14 protein-coding genes are annotated in these 15,746 nt (G+C 66.8%); 10 read left to right on the top strand and 4 right to left on the bottom strand.

What is annotated here, in order from left to right; genetic code table 11:
- Positions 1–27 precede the first annotated feature (27 nt).
- The 5 genes from AC5P9I_RS00340 to AC5P9I_RS00320 all read left to right on the top strand — a co-directional run bounded on the left by AC5P9I_RS00340 (position 28) and on the right by AC5P9I_RS00320 (position 5,915).
- On the top strand, positions 28–357 hold the full coding sequence (locus tag AC5P9I_RS00340; RefSeq protein WP_049465874.1) for a hypothetical protein: 330 nt from the start codon (positions 28–30) through the stop codon (positions 355–357).
- Positions 358–520: 163 nt separating this feature from the next.
- Positions 521–2,983 (top strand): S9 family peptidase, encoded by a 2,463-nt coding sequence (locus AC5P9I_RS00335; protein WP_049465875.1) that lies wholly within the window; start codon positions 521–523, stop codon positions 2,981–2,983.
- A gap of 164 nt (positions 2,984–3,147) precedes the next feature.
- A complete protein-coding gene (locus AC5P9I_RS00330; RefSeq protein ID WP_088475932.1) occupies positions 3,148–4,980 on the top strand; it encodes a M3 family metallopeptidase in 1,833 nt (610 codons plus the stop codon).
- 34 nt (positions 4,981–5,014) lie between these two features.
- Positions 5,015–5,515 (top strand): hypothetical protein, encoded by a 501-nt coding sequence (locus AC5P9I_RS00325; protein ID WP_130767896.1) that lies wholly within the window; start codon positions 5,015–5,017, stop codon positions 5,513–5,515.
- Positions 5,516–5,594: 79 nt separating this feature from the next.
- Positions 5,595–5,915, top strand: coding sequence for a hypothetical protein (locus AC5P9I_RS00320; protein ID WP_049465880.1), 321 nt, complete (start codon positions 5,595–5,597; stop codon positions 5,913–5,915).
- Positions 5,916–5,930: 15 nt separating this feature from the next.
- Here the strand turns inward: AC5P9I_RS00320 and AC5P9I_RS00315 are convergent, their stop codons facing one another.
- Positions 5,931–6,914 (bottom strand): membrane protein, encoded by a 984-nt coding sequence (locus AC5P9I_RS00315; protein ID WP_049465891.1) that lies wholly within the window; start codon positions 6,912–6,914, stop codon positions 5,931–5,933.
- A 138-nt stretch (positions 6,915–7,052) separates the two neighbouring features.
- On the opposite strand from AC5P9I_RS00315, the gene AC5P9I_RS00310 reads away from it, so the two are divergent.
- The 3 genes from AC5P9I_RS00310 (at position 7,053) to AC5P9I_RS00300 (ending at position 9,673) form a co-directional block, all read left to right on the top strand.
- Positions 7,053–8,018, top strand: a complete 966-nt coding sequence (locus AC5P9I_RS00310; protein ID WP_049465882.1) for a DUF2268 domain-containing putative Zn-dependent protease — start codon at positions 7,053–7,055, stop codon at positions 8,016–8,018.
- A gap of 47 nt (positions 8,019–8,065) precedes the next feature.
- Entirely contained in the window at positions 8,066–8,854 is a 789-nt protein-coding gene (locus AC5P9I_RS00305) for an SGNH/GDSL hydrolase family protein (RefSeq protein ID WP_049465883.1), read from the top strand.
- Between the two features lie 96 nt (positions 8,855–8,950).
- Complete coding sequence (locus tag AC5P9I_RS00300) at positions 8,951–9,673, top strand: hypothetical protein (RefSeq protein WP_231353103.1); 723 nt, start codon at positions 8,951–8,953, stop codon at positions 9,671–9,673.
- Between the two features lie 3 nt (positions 9,674–9,676).
- Here the strand turns inward: AC5P9I_RS00300 and AC5P9I_RS00295 are convergent, their stop codons facing one another.
- Entirely contained in the window at positions 9,677–10,222 is a 546-nt protein-coding gene (locus tag AC5P9I_RS00295) for a thioesterase family protein (protein WP_049469009.1), read from the bottom strand.
- 69 nt (positions 10,223–10,291) lie between these two features.
- On the opposite strand from AC5P9I_RS00295, the gene AC5P9I_RS00290 reads away from it, so the two are divergent.
- Complete coding sequence (locus AC5P9I_RS00290) at positions 10,292–10,867, top strand: TetR/AcrR family transcriptional regulator (RefSeq protein ID WP_049469007.1); 576 nt, start codon at positions 10,292–10,294, stop codon at positions 10,865–10,867.
- A gap of 425 nt (positions 10,868–11,292) precedes the next feature.
- Positions 11,293–11,811, top strand: coding sequence for a hypothetical protein (locus tag AC5P9I_RS00285; protein ID WP_088475934.1), 519 nt, complete (start codon positions 11,293–11,295; stop codon positions 11,809–11,811).
- 48 nt (positions 11,812–11,859) lie between these two features.
- Here AC5P9I_RS00285 and AC5P9I_RS00280 read toward each other — a convergent pair whose 3' ends face one another.
- On the bottom strand, positions 11,860–13,968 hold the full coding sequence (locus AC5P9I_RS00280; protein WP_049469003.1) for a TonB-dependent receptor family protein: 2,109 nt from the start codon (positions 13,966–13,968) through the stop codon (positions 11,860–11,862).
- Positions 13,969–14,161: 193 nt separating this feature from the next.
- The gene (locus AC5P9I_RS00275) at positions 14,162–15,598 is read right to left on the bottom strand and encodes a serine hydrolase domain-containing protein (RefSeq protein WP_495217329.1); all 1,437 of its coding nucleotides are present in this window, start codon (positions 15,596–15,598) and stop codon (positions 14,162–14,164) included.
- Between the last annotated feature and the right edge of the window lie 148 nt (positions 15,599–15,746).

The following is a 15,746-nucleotide window of genomic DNA, read 5'->3' as shown; positions in this document are numbered from 1 at the left end:
TGTCCAGCAGGCTACGGAGGTGCACCGATGAGCGATGAATTCACTCCCATGCTGCCGCCCTTGGACGATGCCAAGGTCGAGGAAATGATCGGCAAGGTGGTGCTGGTGGGCGTCACCCGCTATGGCGGTGACGGCCAGGTGCAGGGGCTGGAGCAGTACGCCGGTACCGTGCTGCGCATCAGCGCCGACGAAGGCGTGGTGCTGGCGGACGAGAATGACGGCCATGAGCGCTATCTGCCGCCGATGCTCGACCACTACCTCCCCGCCGAGCCGGGCGAGTACTGCATGCGCAGCAGCGGCATGATCGTGGTCGACCCCGACTACCTGGCCACCTGGGACCTGCATGCCCAGCAGTAGTGCCAGGCCATGCCTGGCAGGCGCCTGCGGCCGGCGCCTGCCGGTGTGGTGCTTTGCCCCATCCGGCCACTAGCCCTTCCGGCCCATTCACCACAACCCCTGCGGTGCTAGATTCGGGTTCATGCCCGATTCCGGGTACCCATTCACACCCCAGGGGATAAGGATGCTGATCCGTCGAACCTCTCTGGCGGCGGCCGTTGCCGTTGCCACCGTCGGCCTGCTGGCCGCTGGCCCGGCGTTTGCCGACTACGCGAAGCCGCCGGAGCACCTGCTCAAGGTGCTGAAGGCACCGCCGCCGCCGACGCCGAACGTGGCTCCGGGCGGCCAGCGCCTGTTGCTGACCACCGCGCAGACCTACCCATCGATCAGCCGCGTTGCCCAGCCGTACCTGAAGCTGGCGGGCGTGCGGCTGGAGCCCAAGAATCGCAGCCGCCATGACACCCCCGGCGGCTATGGCATTCCGGCCTGCGTGGCCGACTTCACCCTGGTCGACATCGGCACTGGCAAGGAGACCAAGGTGAACCTGCCGCAGGGCTGCGCCACCGGTGCGCTGTGGTCGGCCGATGGCAGCCAGTTCGCGTTCCAGAACGCGGTCGATACCAGCGTGCAGTTGTGGGTGGGCGATGCGGCGACCGGCCGGGTGAAGCAGGTGCCGAACGTGCAGCTGAACCCGATCTTCGGTTCCACCGTGCAGTGGCTGGGCGGCACCCGCAACCTGCTGGTGAAGCTGGTGCCGGCCAACCAGGGCCCGGCGCCCTCCAATGGCGGCGTGCCGACCGGCCCGGACGCGCAGGAGTCGCTGGGCAGCAGCGGCGAAAGCAGTACCTACGAAGCCCGCGACACGCTGACCAGCGTGCATGACGAAAAGCTGTTCGCTTACTACGCTGCGTCGCAGCTGGCCGTGGTCGATACCACCGCCAACAGCGTGCGTCCGGTCGGCCAGCCGGCACTGTTCAACGAAGTCAGCGCCGCGCCCGATGGCGTGCACGTGCTGACCGAATCGATCAAGGCACCGTATTCGCACGCGGTGACCTACCAGCGTTTCGCCAATGACGTGGCCGTGCTGGATATCAGCAATGGCCGCAGCGCGCCGATTGCCAGCCTGCCGCTGGCCGACCGCGTGCCGGTGCATGGGGTGCCGGAAGGTCCGCGTGGTTTCGACTGGCGCGCCACTGATCCGGCCACCCTGGTCTATGCCGAAGCGCTGGACAAGGGCGACTGGAAGGTCAACGTGCCGCATCGCGATCGCGTGCTGATGCTGAAGGCGCCGTTCAACGGCAAGCCGGTCGAGATCACCCGTACCGCACAGCGCTTCGAAGGCTTCGCGTGGACCGCCGATCCGGCCGTGGCGTTCCAGTACGAAAACGACGAGAACCGCCACTGGATGCAGACCCGCATCGTCGATGTGGACCGGCCGAAGCAGGAGGGCCGCCTGCTGTGGGACATGTCCAGCGACGAGCTGTACGCCAACCCCGGCAACCTGGTGTTCACCCGCCTGCCGAATGGCGCGCAGGTCGTGCGCCGCGAGGGCAACCATGTGTTCCTCAGTGGCCGCGGTGCGTCGCCACAGGGCGACCGCCCGTTCCTCGACCGCCTGGACCTGGGCACGCTGAAGAGCGAGCGCCTGTTCCGCAGCAGCGCCGATGCCTACGAGCAGTTCCTCGGTTTCAGCAACACGCCGGGCCGCTACCTGACCTGGCACCAGTCGGTGATCGATCCGCCGAATGCCTTCATCCGCCAGCAGGGTGATGCGGTGGCCGACGCGAAGGCCGGCGAGGCGCAGTTCGCGTCCACCGCGACCGCGCTGACCAAGCTGATCGACCCGACCCCGGAGGTGCGCCAGATCAAGAAGCAGCTGGTGACCTACAAGCGCGCCGACGGCGTGGACCTGTCGTTCACCCTGTACACGCCGCCGGGCTACAAGGAAGGCCAGCGCGTGCCGGCGATCCTGTACGCCTATCCGGCCGACTTCGCCAACGCCGCGCAGGCGGGGCAGGTGTCCGGTTCGCAGCAGACCTTTACCCGTCTGCAGCCGTACCGCCTGATGCTGCTGGCCGGCTACGCGCTCATCGACAATGCCTCGTTCCCGATCGTGGGTGACCCGAAGAACGCTTACGATACCTACCTGGAGCAGCTGGAAGCCGATGCCAAGGCGGCGGTCGACAAGGCGGTGGACATGGGCGTGGTCGACCGCAACCGCATCGGCGTGACCGGCCACAGCCACGGCGGCCTGATGACCGCCAACCTGATCGCGCACACCACGCTGTTCAAGGCGGGCGTGGCGACCAGCGGTTCGTACAACAAGACCTTCACCCCGTTCGGCTTCCAGAACGAGCGTCGCTCGGTGTGGCAGGCGCAGGATGTCTACCTGAAGGCCTCGCCGTTCTTCTATGCCGACAAGATCAAGCTGCCGCTGCTGCTGGTCCACGGCGAGGACGACGCCAACCCGGGCACCGAGCCGTTCCAGTCGCGCAAGCTGTACCAGGCGATCCGTGGCAACGGCGGTACCACCCGCCTGGTGATGCTGCCGAATGAGCCGCACTGGTATACCGCGCTGGAATCGAACGAACAGCTGGTTGCGGAAATGCTGCACTGGTTCGATACCTACGTGAAGAACGCCAAGTGAAGAACGCCAAGGCCGCCTCCGGGCGGCCTTGTTGTATCGGTATGTGAGTGGGCAGACGGGCTCGATCCGGAAGCGCAATCGGGAATCGGGAAGCCACGTGCCAAGCGGCATCCGGGTCAACCCAGGCTGATAAGCTGGGAATGGGAACAGACCAGGAGACATCGATGCATCGCAATGGGATGCGCGCCATCACTTTCGTCATCGCGACGCTGTTGGCCGGGATGACACACGGAGTGGAAGCGCAGGCCCTGCGGGCAGATGACCGCAGCTACTTTGGCAGCGCCTCCATTGAACGTGAGGCATGGCAGAACCTTGAGCGCAGGACCCTTGCCCTCAAGGCCCTTCATGCGCCGGCAGACGTGAGGTTCCACCAGGCCGAACAGCTGTATGGCGAGTGCCTCCGGCACCATGGCTACCTGCATCTTCAGGCCGCGCGCAATGCCGATGATGCCCGGCTGGCCAACACCCAGGGCGAAGTCGCCAGCTCATGTGGACGCATCGCGGCGATTGCCAAGCAGGCATTGCGTGATGCGCCCGCGCACGCTGCCTGGATGGAGCCGCATGCCGACCTGCGTGAACGGGCGTTGCGGGAGGATGTGCAGCCGGCCAATGCAGCGCTGGTGGATGCAGTTGACACGTTGGCCGACCCGGCGCTGGACAGCTTCGGGCGACTGCATCGGCAGCTGCTGCAGTCGGCGCCCTTTGCGCGCTTCGAACATGAAGGCCGCACGCTCGACAGTCGCACCGACGCGCGAGCCCTTTCCCGCCTGCCGGATCGTTCAGTGCGCGAAGCGGCATGGCGTGCCTACTGGCAGGGAATGGCGTCGCGGCGCAGCGAAATGGCAACGGTGCTGCTGGGCCTGGCCCGCCTCAACGAGCAAGCGTCTGAACTGCAGGGCGATGGAACTGCGCCTGACCGCAGCTACCGGCACATGGGCCTGGATCAGGCCGCCGTCGACACGACACTGGCGGCGGTAGCGCGCCACGCGCCGCTGCGACGGAACTATCAGCAGATGCAGTTGACCCATCTGGAACACATGGGCCAGGCCTCTCCGCAGATCTGGGACATGGACCTGCCTGATGCGGGCTATATCCCTCCGCCGCTTGACCTGGCGCAGTTGCGTGATGCGGCGGCGGCATCGATGCAGGTGCTGGGGCCGGACTACGTGACAGGGCTGCGCGGGCTGCTCGATCCGGCGGGTGGACGCATGGATCTGGGCGGATCGGCAGGGCGGCGCGCGATGGATGCGTTTTCGATCAGCGCCCCCGGCGTGCCTTCGTTGCTGTTCGTCGGCCATCGCCAAGGCGATCTGGAGGGGGATGTCCAGATCGCTCACGAAGCCGGCCATGCCATGCATGGCCAGTGGATGCAGCGCGGCGGCGCATCATCATTCCAGCGCAACGGCAACAAGTGGTTGACCGAGGCCTTCGCCATCTACAACGAGCTGAAGTTCCGCGATCAGCTCTACCGGCAGGCCAGTGATCCACGTGCCAAGGCGTATTACCTGAAGTCGTTGCTCGATGACATCATCCTGCAGCTGTTCGTATCGTCTGAAGAGGCCGATCTGGAACAGTCCATCTATCAGGAAGTGGCCGCCGATGAGGTTGGTAACGCAGACGCGCTTGATGCGCTGACGATGAAGGTACTGGGCAGGTACGGGGGCGCATCGGAGCAGTATCCCGAGCTGCGCAGCACCTGGGTATCCAAGCGGCTGATGTATGAGGATCCGCTTTACCTGGCCAATTACCTGCATGCCGGACTGATTGCGGTGCAGCTCTTCGCACAGGACCAGCAGGATCCGGAGGGATTCAGGGAGCGCTACCTGGCAGTCCTGGGCGAGGGGTTTGATCGCCCGCCGCAGCAGCAGGTCGAGCAGTTGCTGAATGCGAAGCCCGACTGGTCACGCCTGGTCGAGGAGGATCTGGGCGTTTTCCAGCGGTACCTGGCGCAGCTGCAGGGACTGCACGCGGAAATCGAGCGCCAGCGCGGTCGCTGAACAAGCGAGAGAGGCGCAGGCTTCACAGAATGCGATGCATCTGCGTTTTGCTCGTGCGATGAAGAAGAACCGGCTGGTGGCCGGCATCCTGTTGCTGCAGGTGATCGTCGCCACCGCCTGCGTCACCAGTATCGCCTTTCTGCTTGCGCAGCGCCTGGAGACACTTGCCTACGCCACCGGGTTGCAGGAGCAGGGGCTTGGCATCATCGAAACCGAGTTCGTCGGCAGCGCAGCTGCAAATGCCGCCGCCGCGGTCAAGGCAGACATGCAGGTGCTGCGCAATGTGGCCCGGGTCCAGGCCGTGGTTGCGGCCGAGTCGCTGCCGCTGAGCCAGCACAACTTAACCGTCGGTTTTACCAACGTGCCGGTGCAGGGCCCAGGACACGGCAGGGAGCGGGCTGGCAGTCGCCCTGGCGCAGCTGGCTGCCTGAGTGCCGGCGCGACGGGCGGCGCGCAAGGCCCCCGTGGCCGTTCTCAACAGCACCTGACTGATCCGAAGGGTGACCTCGTGTCATTGGCCGTTGCGATTGCGTAACCGTATGTGATGCGGGTGCCAAGGCGTGCGGAAGCTGCGATACGCTGCAGGCCTTCGTTGTCTGCCATGGGTTTCACCAATGAAATCCAAACGTGTTGCCGCGGTGTTGGCGCTGGTGATGACGCCGAGCCTGCATGCTCAGTCGCTCCCCTCCGAACTGGCGCAGCTGGGCATCGTCGCCGGCATGCCCTACGCCAAGGCCAAGCGCCTGATGGATGCGGCAGGGTGGCAGGCGGGTCCGGTTCAGGACGCGCCTGAGTCGCTCGAAGGCTTTCCGGAAGTCGGATGCCAGAAGGGCGGAAGGCAGTGTGCGACGACCTTCAGAAAGGACGGTCAAGAGGTCGCGGTGCGGCTGGGCACCACCCTGGCAGGGCAGCCGTTCGTGCAGGGCGCGGACTGAGCGCGCCCGTTGCGCTCAGGCAAGCGGTAACCGGTCCTGCGCGCGTGACAGCCGATCATGCAGGTCACGCACATGCTCGGCCTTGGCGTGCACGCGGGCAGTGTCGCCGAAGCTGCGCAGGTAGGTGCACGCGGCAAAGCCGGCACTCTTCTTTTCATAGTCGGCAATCCAGGCCAAGCGGTCCGGGTTGTTGGCCTGTTCGGCTGACCACGCGGCCACTGGCGGCCGGATGCGATAACGCAGACCGACGCGCCACGGCTTCGGTGTCAGCCGTGCACGGAAGCAATGTTGCAACCGGCACATGCGCGCGTACAGCGGATCGGTACCCAGCGCCCTGAAGAAATCCTGCGGCAGCGTGTCTTCGGGTGAGAACGTGGCATGCATCGCCAGCACGCGCAGCCCGGCCGGCGTGCGGTAGGCGCGCAGGTGCCAATCAGGGTGCTGTGCGCTGAAGGCCTCCACACGCTTCAACGCAAGTCCTTCAACGCCGCCGGCGGCGGCCAGGCGTTGCTTCCGCCGCATCAGCACTGCCGCGTTGACCAGCAGCACTGCCGCCACGCCCAGGACCAGGCCCACCAGCCAGTGCCAGAGCAGGGTGCCGATGACCGCACCGGCAAGCAGCACGACCGCAGCGACGATCGCCGGTATCACGCAACCGGCCGGTGGCTGCGCATGATCGATATCGGCGAACAGCACGTCGGGGCTGTTGAGGCACAGTGCGCCGTAGCTGTTGCGGGTGATGATGGCATCGCCATCGCGCTGCACGATCTGCTCGCGGATCGGTACGCCCTCCACGCCGTAGTTGCTGCGGATTTCGCGTCGCGGCAGCGCCTGACCGGCGAGGATCGCGTTGAGTGCCTCGTTGGCGCGGCGGTCGGCATGCGCCTGCGCCTCTGCAGGGCCCTCGTCGGACCAGCCGAAGCGGCGCACGACCACCGGCCGGCCACGAAAACGGGCCTGCAGGCGGGCTTCGGCCCAGTACGCGGGAACGATCATCATCGTGCGGTGCTCCATCATCCATGGCAGGTGCCAGATTCAGTCTGGCACAGCCCCGCAGGGCCTGCATGTGCCCGCTGCGGAGGCGCGGGCGGAGTGGTAGATTGCGCGCTTCGCATGCACTCCACCAAGGACGGAGCGATGTCCAGTTTCCTGCGTTGCCTGCTTGCCCTGGCCTGTGCCGGGGCGGTCGGCATGGCAGAGGCGGATACCCCGCCGGGGCCGCAGATCCTCACCACCGATGCCAGCCGCTTCTACGCGCTCTACGACAGCACTAGCGGCAGGCCCAGTGTCGCCCAGCTGGCCGGCTACCTGGCCGACGGCAGTACGGGCCTGGATGAACTGGCAAAGGCGCGCCGGGTCACGCCCGAGCGTATTGCCGAAGCCATTGCCAGCCAGCCCGAGGTGTATGCGCACGGCCGCAGTTGCCTGGCGGAGCTGCCAGCGGTGAAGCAGCGCCTGGTGCAGGTGTTTGGCAACCTGCAGGCCATCTATCCGCAGGCCGCGTTTCCGCCCGTGACCATCGCGGTCGGCCGTGGCCGGCCGGTCGGGTTGACCTCGAAGAGCGGGGTGATCATCGGCCTGGAAGCGCTGTGCGCGGCGGATTTCATGAATCCCGATGTGCAGGATCGGTTCGTGCACGTGATCGCGCACGAGTACGTCCATATCCAGCAGACCGGCCTCACCGACTTCGAGCCGGGCGATCCGCGCGCGACGGTGCTGCGGGTGTCGCTGGGCGAAGGCATCGCCGAGTTCATCGCCGAGCTGATTTCCGGCAACGTCGGCAACAGTCGCCATGCGGCGTGGACGCGCGGCCGCGAGGTGCATGTTGAAAGCGCCTTTGCGCTGGATGTGGACAGCACCGATCTGTCGCCGTGGCTGTACAACTACAAGCCGGGTTCGCAGGAGCCCTATGACCTGGGCTATTGGGTGGGCTACCGCATTGCCAAGGCCTATTACCTGCAGGCCAAGGACAAGCGCGATGCGGTGCGTGCGCTGATCCAGCAGGACAATCCAAAGGCGATCCTGGCCGCCAGCGGCTGGACGCCCGGCATGTGGATGCCGGCCAAGGTGACCGGCGTGGCGGCACGTTCAGCGGCACGTTGATCGCAGGTCGAAGCGCTAGACTGTCAGCGTGAATCGGGAGAGTCTGCATGCGTAATCCTGTCGTGCTTGCCAGAACGTTCGCCCTTGCCCTGGGGATCGGCGTGACCGGTCCGGCCGTGGCCGCTGAAGCGAGCGCGGTCAATCCGTTGCTGCTCAAGCCGGTAGCGCAGCTGCAACCTGACGAGATTCGTTTCATGCAGCAGCGCCTGGCTGATTGGCCGCAGCTGCAGCGGTATCGCGACGCCAACGCACGCGTGCCCCCCGCTGTGCCGGGGCAACCGCGTGTAGTGTTCTTCGGTGACTCGATCACCGAAGGCTGGGGCAGGGAAGGCAGTGCCGCGTTCTTCCCCGGCAAGGGGTGGCTCAACCGCGGCATCAGCGGCCAGACCACGGCGCAGATGCTGGTGCGTTTCCCACAGGACGTGCTGGCCCTGAAGCCGCAGGTGGTGGTGATCCTGGCCGGTACCAACGACATTGCCGGCAACACCGGTCCGGCCACGCAGGCGATGATCGAAGACAACCTGCACGCGATGGTGGACCTGGCACGCGCGCACGGCATTCGCGTGGTGCTGGCGTCGGTGCTGCCGGTCAGCGAGTACCCTTGGATGCCGGGGATCACGCCTGCGCCCAAGGTGCGTGCATTGAACTCCGCGTTGAAGCGCTATGCCGATGCACAGCATCTGGTCTATCTGGACTACTACGCGCCGATGGCCAACGTGGCCGGTGGCCTCGATCCGCCGCTGGCCGCGGATGGCGTGCATCCCACTGCGAAGGGCTATGCAGTGATGGCGCCGCTGGCGGAGGCGGCAATCAAGCGCGCAATGGCGCTGGAGTAGGCACAGCACCCGCACTGCACAGGATCCAGCCCGCCAAGGTACAGTGGCGCCGAAGCCGGCCACGCAGCGTGGCCGCCAGGGACGATGGGGTGGGTGATGCGGAAGGAATTCCAGGGGTGGCTGCGCCGCAGCGGCGCAACGATGGCCTTGCTGCTGGCCGCCGTGCCGGCGTTCAGTGCAGACACGGCGGCGCCTTCGCCGCTGACGCGTGAACCCGTGGCCGGTGTTTCATTGGCCGAATGGACTGCCCGCTGGTGGCGGTGGGCCGACGGCCAGGGTGGCGCGCCTTACCTCGACCCGGATGGCCGTGTGTGTGACCTGGGCCAGGAAGGACCGGTCTGGAACCTGGCCGGCACCAATGGCCGTTTCCGTCCACACCGCGAATGCGTGGTGCCGGCGGGCAAGTACCTGTTGCTGCCGATCATCAACATGGCGCACTACCAGATGGATGAGCGTGTGTCCTGCAAGGAGCTGCAGGCCGGGGCGGCGGTCAACAACGATTACCTGATCAGCGCGGTGGTGCTGCTGGATGGCCAGCCATTGGGCGACATGCGCAGGCATCGGGTCCGCAGCGAAGGCTGCTTCCGCATGGATGCCGATGACGAACACTCACGGCTGGCCGCCGCTGACGGCTACTGGGTGATGCTCAAGCCGTTGCCGCCGGGCCGGCATACCCTCAGCGTGGGCGCCAACTACGGCGTACCGGAGGGCGGCGCGTACAGTCGCATGCGGCAGTCCTTCGAGTACGTGCTGCACGTGGGAGGGCGCACCCAGGTGGTATCGCGCGGACAACGCACGATGCCGGTGGCAGCTCCCTGAGGCTCAGGCGTCGTCCTGCTTCAACGCCGCATCGGCGGCCAGCAGTGCCTCGGCGGCCGCACTGAGCGGCGGCGACGGCGGCGCGACCACGCCGATCGCTTCCATCATCTTCGGCATGCCCAGGAACTGGCGAGCGCGACGGTCGTAGATGCCGGTGACCAGCAGTGCACGGGTGGCGATCTTCTGCTCGGCGCCGATCAGCACGCGCTGCTCCATGATGCCGCGGGAGCCGACCCAGCCCACCAGGCGCGTTTCCAGAGTGAAGCGCTGGAACGGTTTGAGCTCGCGGCGGAACTGGATGGTGCCGGCACCGACGATCGGTGCCCACTTCTCGCGCAGCGCCACCCGGCCCAGGCCCATGCGCAGGATCAGGTCCAGCCGGCCCAGGTCGAAGATGTTCCAGTAGCGGCCGTTGGTCATGTGCAGGTTGCTGTCCAGATCGTTGGGCAGTACCCGGAACTGCAGGCGCGAGACCCCGAACGGGGCCTCCAGCTTCGGCCGGAACAGGCTGCGCAGCAGCAGATGGAGCAGGCGGAACCAGAGATTCATGGCTATGACGACTGTTATAGAACGGCCGGTACGCTAGTCTATGACGACTGTCTTAGCAAGGAGCCCGCCGTGAGCCCGCGACCCTCTGATGCGCCCCAACGCGTGATGGATGCTGCGGCACAGATGCTGGCACGGGTGGGTCTCAATGCCACCAGCATCCGTGAAGTGACCAAGCTGGCCGACGCGCCGCTGGGCTCCACCTACCACCACTTTCCCGGCGGCAAGCAGGAGCTGCTGGCGCGCGCCACCCACATGGCCGGCGACAAGGTCGAGGCGCTGCTGGTGGCGCTGCTGGAGGGTGGGGCGGCGCAGGGCCTGCAGCAGTTCCTGGCGATGTGGCGCGAGCGTCTGCTGCGCTCAGAGTTCCGCGCCGGCTGCCCGGTGCTGGCCGCTGCCGTGGAAGAGCCGGTGGAGTCCACGGCCAGCCAACCGCGTGCCGCGGCCGCCGAGGTGTTCGCGCGCTGGCACGGCCACCTCGCCTCGGCGTTCGTCGCCGAAGGCCATGCCCCGGCAGCGGCGGGTGAGCTGGCCAGCCTGGTGATCGCCAGCGTGGAGGGTGCGGTGGCGATGTGCCGTGCAGTGCAGGACATCGGCCCGTTCGACCAGGTGGCCGCGCAGCTGCTGAAGGCGGCGGCGCGTCCTTGATCCGGCTATCCGCGTGCGGGAGACGCGCAGCAGGTCAGCGGAAGATCATTACCATCGCGCTAGACTCCGCCCATCACCACCTACGCGTGCCCGGCAAGGATGTCCGCATGCAGTATCAGGTTCCCGGCGTTCCTGGCCGCAATGCCTCCCGCCCCCTGGCGGCTGCATGAAGCGCTCGTGCCGCTTTTCACCCAGCCCACTGGCATTGCCGATGAACCGCGGCAGCGAAGCCGTGCGTGCGCGCCGGCACCTGCAGCGGCGCAGGTGGCCACGCCTGCAGATGGCGCTGATCGTGGCTCTGGCCGGTTCGGAAAACGCCCACGGCCCTCTTCGCGGTTTTCGTTCCTCCCCGGCCCTGCGCTATGATCGGCGCAGGGGCCCCGGAACGTGGCCCGGCTTCAACCAACCCTGACAAGGACAAGCGCATGGATGTCGCTGCACGCAGGAACAGGACGCTGTTTCGTTGGATCATGGTGACGTTGCTGGCGGTGTTGTTGCCGTTTGCAGCACTGGCACAGCCCGCAGCCGGGCAGGCCGACGGCGCCGAAGCCGCCACTGCCGCGGAAGAGGCGCGATGCCGCGCCTGCACCTACGAGCGTATCGGGCACAAGGTCGATATCGGCCTGGTGGCCCTGGTATCGCTGCTGGTGGTGGGCCTGCTGGTCGCGGCGTCGCGGGAATGGGGTACCACCTCGCAGCGCTGGACCTGTCGCGCCCTGGCCCTGCTGCTGCTCGGTATCAGCGCAGCGTTGCTGTGGTGGGCCGGCAGCATCCTCTACCTGGGCTACAACCCGTGGCAGGAAGTGGCCGCCCCCGTCGATGGCTCGCTCACCTCGACCCTGCTCAATACCTCACCGAAGTGGTTGGCGGCACTGGTATTGATCGGCGTTGCGCCTGCCATCTGGAAGCGCAGCGAGCGCCTGCCGGTCTGGCGAATCGGCTGACCCCGGGGAGCGACGGCGCCGGATTACACCCGGCGCCGCCTGCGGGAATCAGTCAAATCGCCAGCGCACACCTGCGTAGACGCCACGGCCTTCGCCGGGTGTCGAACGGGCCACATCCCTGCCGGCATCGTCATAGCCCGGCGTGACCGTGGCGGCATAGTGGCGGTTGCCGAGGTTGCGCATCTCCGCCCAGGCCTGCCAGCGGCCACCGGGTGCGTCGAAGCCGATGCGGCTGCCGAAGATCACATGGCTGTCAGCCCAGTAACTGTTGGCGTAGTCCACGGCAATGCGCGAGGCGTATTCGGTATTGAGCGCGGCGTACAGGCCCGAGGCGTGATCGAAGCGCAGCTCGGCCTGATACGCGTGGCGGGGCAGGCCGGGCAGGCGGTTGCTGCCGAAGCGTGCATCGTGGCGGTAGCGGAAGTCGCTGAAGGTGTAGGCCTGGCGCAGCGACAGACGGCCCGATGCTGCCTGCCACAGCGTGCTGTCCAATCCGGCTTCAATGCCGCGGTGAACCGTGGGGCTGGCATTGTTCTCGGCGATGAACAGGTTCGGCACCGGTTGCAGTTCGACGCTCAGCAGTTCGTGGTTCACGTGCGCGTAGTAGCCGGTCAGTTCCCAGCGACCTAGCGCCGCATCACCGCGCGCACCCATTTCCAGCGTGGTGGCGGTCTGGTTCTGCATCGGCACCGGCGCGCGCTGGCGGCCGGTAGACGGGCCATTGCCTGGCCCGAAGTACTGGTTCGAGCCCCAGATCATCGACCATGGATGCGGCGCCTCCACCGAGCGGCTGAGGTTGCCGAACCACTGGGTCTGGGCGCTGTGGCGCCAGGTGAAGCCCAGTCGCGGAGCATAGTCCCAGTCGTGATCGCGCAGGCGGCCGCCGCTGCTTGGCCAGGTCACCTGAACATCGCGGCGGGTGTTGATCAATGCCAGCGAGGTCTGCATGCGCAGGCGGTCGTTGAAGGCGAGGGTGTTACCGACGTGCAGCGTGCTGTCGGTGCCATGGTGGCGGAAGTCACGCGTGCGCGTGCCGGCGGCATAGCCGTTGCTGGCAAAGCGCAGCGACTCGCGCACATCGGCATCCAGGTCATGGGTGACGCGCAGGCCGACCGTGGTTTCGCTGTCCAGGCCGAACAGCTGGTGGCGATGGCGGTAGTCCAGCGTGGCATTGAGGTTGGCGTAGTCCAGCTGCTGCCGGTACAGGCTCTCGTTCAAGTCCATCGGGTACGTGTGGTAGACCAGCCCGGCCTGGAGCGAGGAGCCCTCATCGAGCTGCAGCGTGGTGACATTGCCCACCCAGGTGCTGCCCGGCTGCGGGCGGCGCGCATCGATGGCCAGGTTGGCGGCATTCGCGGCATGTGGATCGTTGCGGATCTGATCGCGGGTCAAGCGACCGGGCGTTTCGTGATTGGTCTCGCGGTAGCGCACGAAGAAGCGCGTCTGCAGGTCGGGCGTGATCTGCCAGCCGACGTTCGCCATCGCACCCTTGCCATCGCCACGCGCATGGCGCTGATAGCCGTCGAACTCGGTATCGGTGTAGGCCACGAAGTAATCGACATCGCCGCTCACGCCGCCCCAGCTGACGCCGCGCTTCTGGTAGCCACGGCTACCGGCTTCGTAATGCAGTTGCACGCCCGCCGAATCGCGACCGCTACGGCTGACGTAGTCGATGGCACCGCCCAGCGCGAGCGCGCCACGCTCGAAACCGTTGGCGCCGCGCAGGACTTCCACGCGCGACAGCCACAGCGGTTCCAGCAGCTCGTAGGGCGTGCCGCCCGGGCCGGTCAGTGGCAGCCCGTCGATCGACACGGCGATGCCCGAGGCATGCGCGCCCGGGCCCCGGTTGATGCCCGAGCCACGGATCGAGACCTTGGTGCCCTCGTTGCCCGGCGACTGCGCGCTGATGCCCGGTTGGTAGGCCAGCACATCCGCACTGGTGGACAGTCGGCTGTCGGCCTTGGCCACGTCGATGACGTTGCTGGCGCCGGGTACGCGCTTCAACGCCTCGCGCGCCTGCGCGCTGGCATCGGCAGCAGTGACCTGCACGGCATCCAGCGTGGTGGCCTGCGGCGCGGCCGCGGCGGTGGAAGCGAGGCCGAGGCAGACGGCCAGGAACAGCAGCGACGGGGTGGGGCGGTACGGCGAGAGCGACATGCAGAAGTGCTGTAAACCAAGAAATTGGCGCGCAAGTTAACAGGTCGGCGGCGCCACGTCACCCACCGACGGCGTATGGCCGCCCGCCGTGTTCCTGTAGAGCCGAGCCCACGCTCGGCTATCGCGCGCAGCGCGGGTTGTCTGCCATCGCGACGAAGAGCAGCCGAGCATGGGCGCGGCTCTACAGAACGGGCTATCGCGAAGGCTTCGCAAGCGTCCTCGACTTCGCATACAGCCGCTCGGCAGTTTCCTTCTCACCCAATGCCGCATGGCATTCGGCCAGGCTGTCCCACGCGTTGGCCGAATCCGGATACAGCTCGGTGTTGAGCGTGAACACCTTCAGCGCCCTGCCGGCCCCCAGACTCTCGCGGATGGCATAACCACCGGCGTTGATCGCACGTTCCAACCCGTCGCCCGTCACCCGGCTGTCGTCGCGCAACCAGGCGCGCATCGCCTGCGCAGCGGCTGCGTCATCATCCAGCGCGTAAGCGATCAAACGTTCGGACAGCACCGCATGCGGAAACGTCTTCGGCGCAGCCACAGCCATCGTGCTCTCCGCCAGCGTGCTGGACCAGACGTTGCGGGCACTGCCGTTGGTCAGGTACACGAACACCCAATAACCGCTGGCCAGCGTGTCCTTGTAGGCCAGCCGCGCCCTGACGCGGGTGCCCCCATCGTGGCCGACCTGGGTGTAGCCGTCGCTGCGGGTGGTGTCCCAGCCAGTGGAGAAGAAATTGCTGCCGCCACCGCTCAGTTTCTGCGGCTGCCAGAGTTTTTCCAGGGTCGCCGTGCGCAGCAGCCTGCCGGTCGCCAGCGCCTGCAGGAAACGGTTCATGTCGCCCACGCTGGTCTGCAGATCGGCATGGCCCCAGCCGTAGTCCGGCCACGGGTCTTCGTTGGCCGGTTGGAGCTGGCCATCCTTGCCGATGTACGGCACGGCCGCGCGCTGGGCTGGCACGCTCGCGACACCCCACGAGGTGCTGGCCATCTTCAACGGCTGCAGGATGCGTTCGCGTGCGATGGCCGGGTAGGGCCTGCGGTAATGCGCTTCAAGCAAGGCGGTCAGCACCAGGTAGTTGGCCTGGGTGTACTGCACGCGGCTGCCGGTGGCGAACTGCATCGGTGCCGCGGCGGCTACCTTCAACGCAGCGGCAAGATCGGGGGCTACTCCGGCATAGCCCTTGCTGACCCAGCGGTTGTCCACGCGGTCGTAGTACTCGGCGATTCCGGAGCTGTGGTTGAGAAAGTCGCGTACGCGGATCGCCTGCCATGCGGTTGGCAGGTCCGGAACATAGCGGCTGGCGGGTGCATCCAGATCCAGCTTGCCCTGATCGACCAATTGCATCACCAGCGTGCTGGTCAGCAGCTTGGCCATCGACTGCGCGGCGAAGATGGAATCGACGGTGGCGGGCGCATGGGTGGCGGGATCACGTTCACCGCTGGCGCCCTGGTACAGCACCTGGCCGTCGTGTGCGACCAGTACCGCCTGGCCGGCGATGCCGTAGCGTTCGCGGTTGGCCTGCAGCTGGGCGTCGAGCTGAGTGGAGAGGTCGGGGGTGAGGCCACGCGCCGAAGCGATCGGAACGACGAAGAGGGCGCAGAGCAATGCAGCAACAAAGGTGCGGTACATCGCGGCGATCCATCAGCGGTGATGGCGCATGTTGGTCAGCGGCGGAGGCTGGGTCAAGCATCTGCAGTCGCGCCCATGCTCGGCTGCACGGGCAACGCAGCGTGCGGTGCCGGCCAGCGGCCGGCACTACCACACGTTCCCGGTAGTG

Source organism: Stenotrophomonas sp. YJH_SMC_29 (assembly GCF_059371235.1).
This window is presented reverse-complemented; position numbering and strand designations above follow the sequence as displayed.

Bases quoted from the DNA above. Each gene is read 5' to 3' on its own strand.
- AC5P9I_RS00275 (WP_495217329.1), bottom strand. From the start codon at position 15,598: ATGTACCGCACCTTTGTTGCTGCATTGCTCTGCGCCCTCTTCGTCGTT.
- AC5P9I_RS00320 (WP_049465880.1), top strand. From the start codon at position 5,595: ATGAAATCCAAACGTGTTGCCGCGGTGTTGGCGCTGGTGATGACGCCG.
- AC5P9I_RS00285 (WP_088475934.1), top strand. From the start codon at position 11,293: ATGGATGTCGCTGCACGCAGGAACAGGACGCTGTTTCGTTGGATCATG.
- AC5P9I_RS00315 (WP_049465891.1), bottom strand. From the start codon at position 6,914: ATGATGATCGTTCCCGCGTACTGGGCCGAAGCCCGCCTGCAGGCCCGT.
- AC5P9I_RS00305 (WP_049465883.1), top strand. From the start codon at position 8,066: ATGCGTAATCCTGTCGTGCTTGCCAGAACGTTCGCCCTTGCCCTGGGG.
- AC5P9I_RS00330 (WP_088475932.1), top strand. From the start codon at position 3,148: ATGCATCGCAATGGGATGCGCGCCATCACTTTCGTCATCGCGACGCTG.
- AC5P9I_RS00280 (WP_049469003.1), bottom strand. From the start codon at position 13,968: ATGTCGCTCTCGCCGTACCGCCCCACCCCGTCGCTGCTGTTCCTGGCC.
- AC5P9I_RS00340 (WP_049465874.1), top strand. From the start codon at position 28: ATGAGCGATGAATTCACTCCCATGCTGCCGCCCTTGGACGATGCCAAG.
- AC5P9I_RS00300 (WP_231353103.1), top strand. From the start codon at position 8,951: ATGCGGAAGGAATTCCAGGGGTGGCTGCGCCGCAGCGGCGCAACGATG.
- AC5P9I_RS00335 (WP_049465875.1), top strand. From the start codon at position 521: ATGCTGATCCGTCGAACCTCTCTGGCGGCGGCCGTTGCCGTTGCCACC.
- AC5P9I_RS00310 (WP_049465882.1), top strand. From the start codon at position 7,053: ATGTCCAGTTTCCTGCGTTGCCTGCTTGCCCTGGCCTGTGCCGGGGCG.
- AC5P9I_RS00295 (WP_049469009.1), bottom strand. From the start codon at position 10,222: ATGAATCTCTGGTTCCGCCTGCTCCATCTGCTGCTGCGCAGCCTGTTC.
- AC5P9I_RS00325 (WP_130767896.1), top strand. From the start codon at position 5,015: ATGCATCTGCGTTTTGCTCGTGCGATGAAGAAGAACCGGCTGGTGGCC.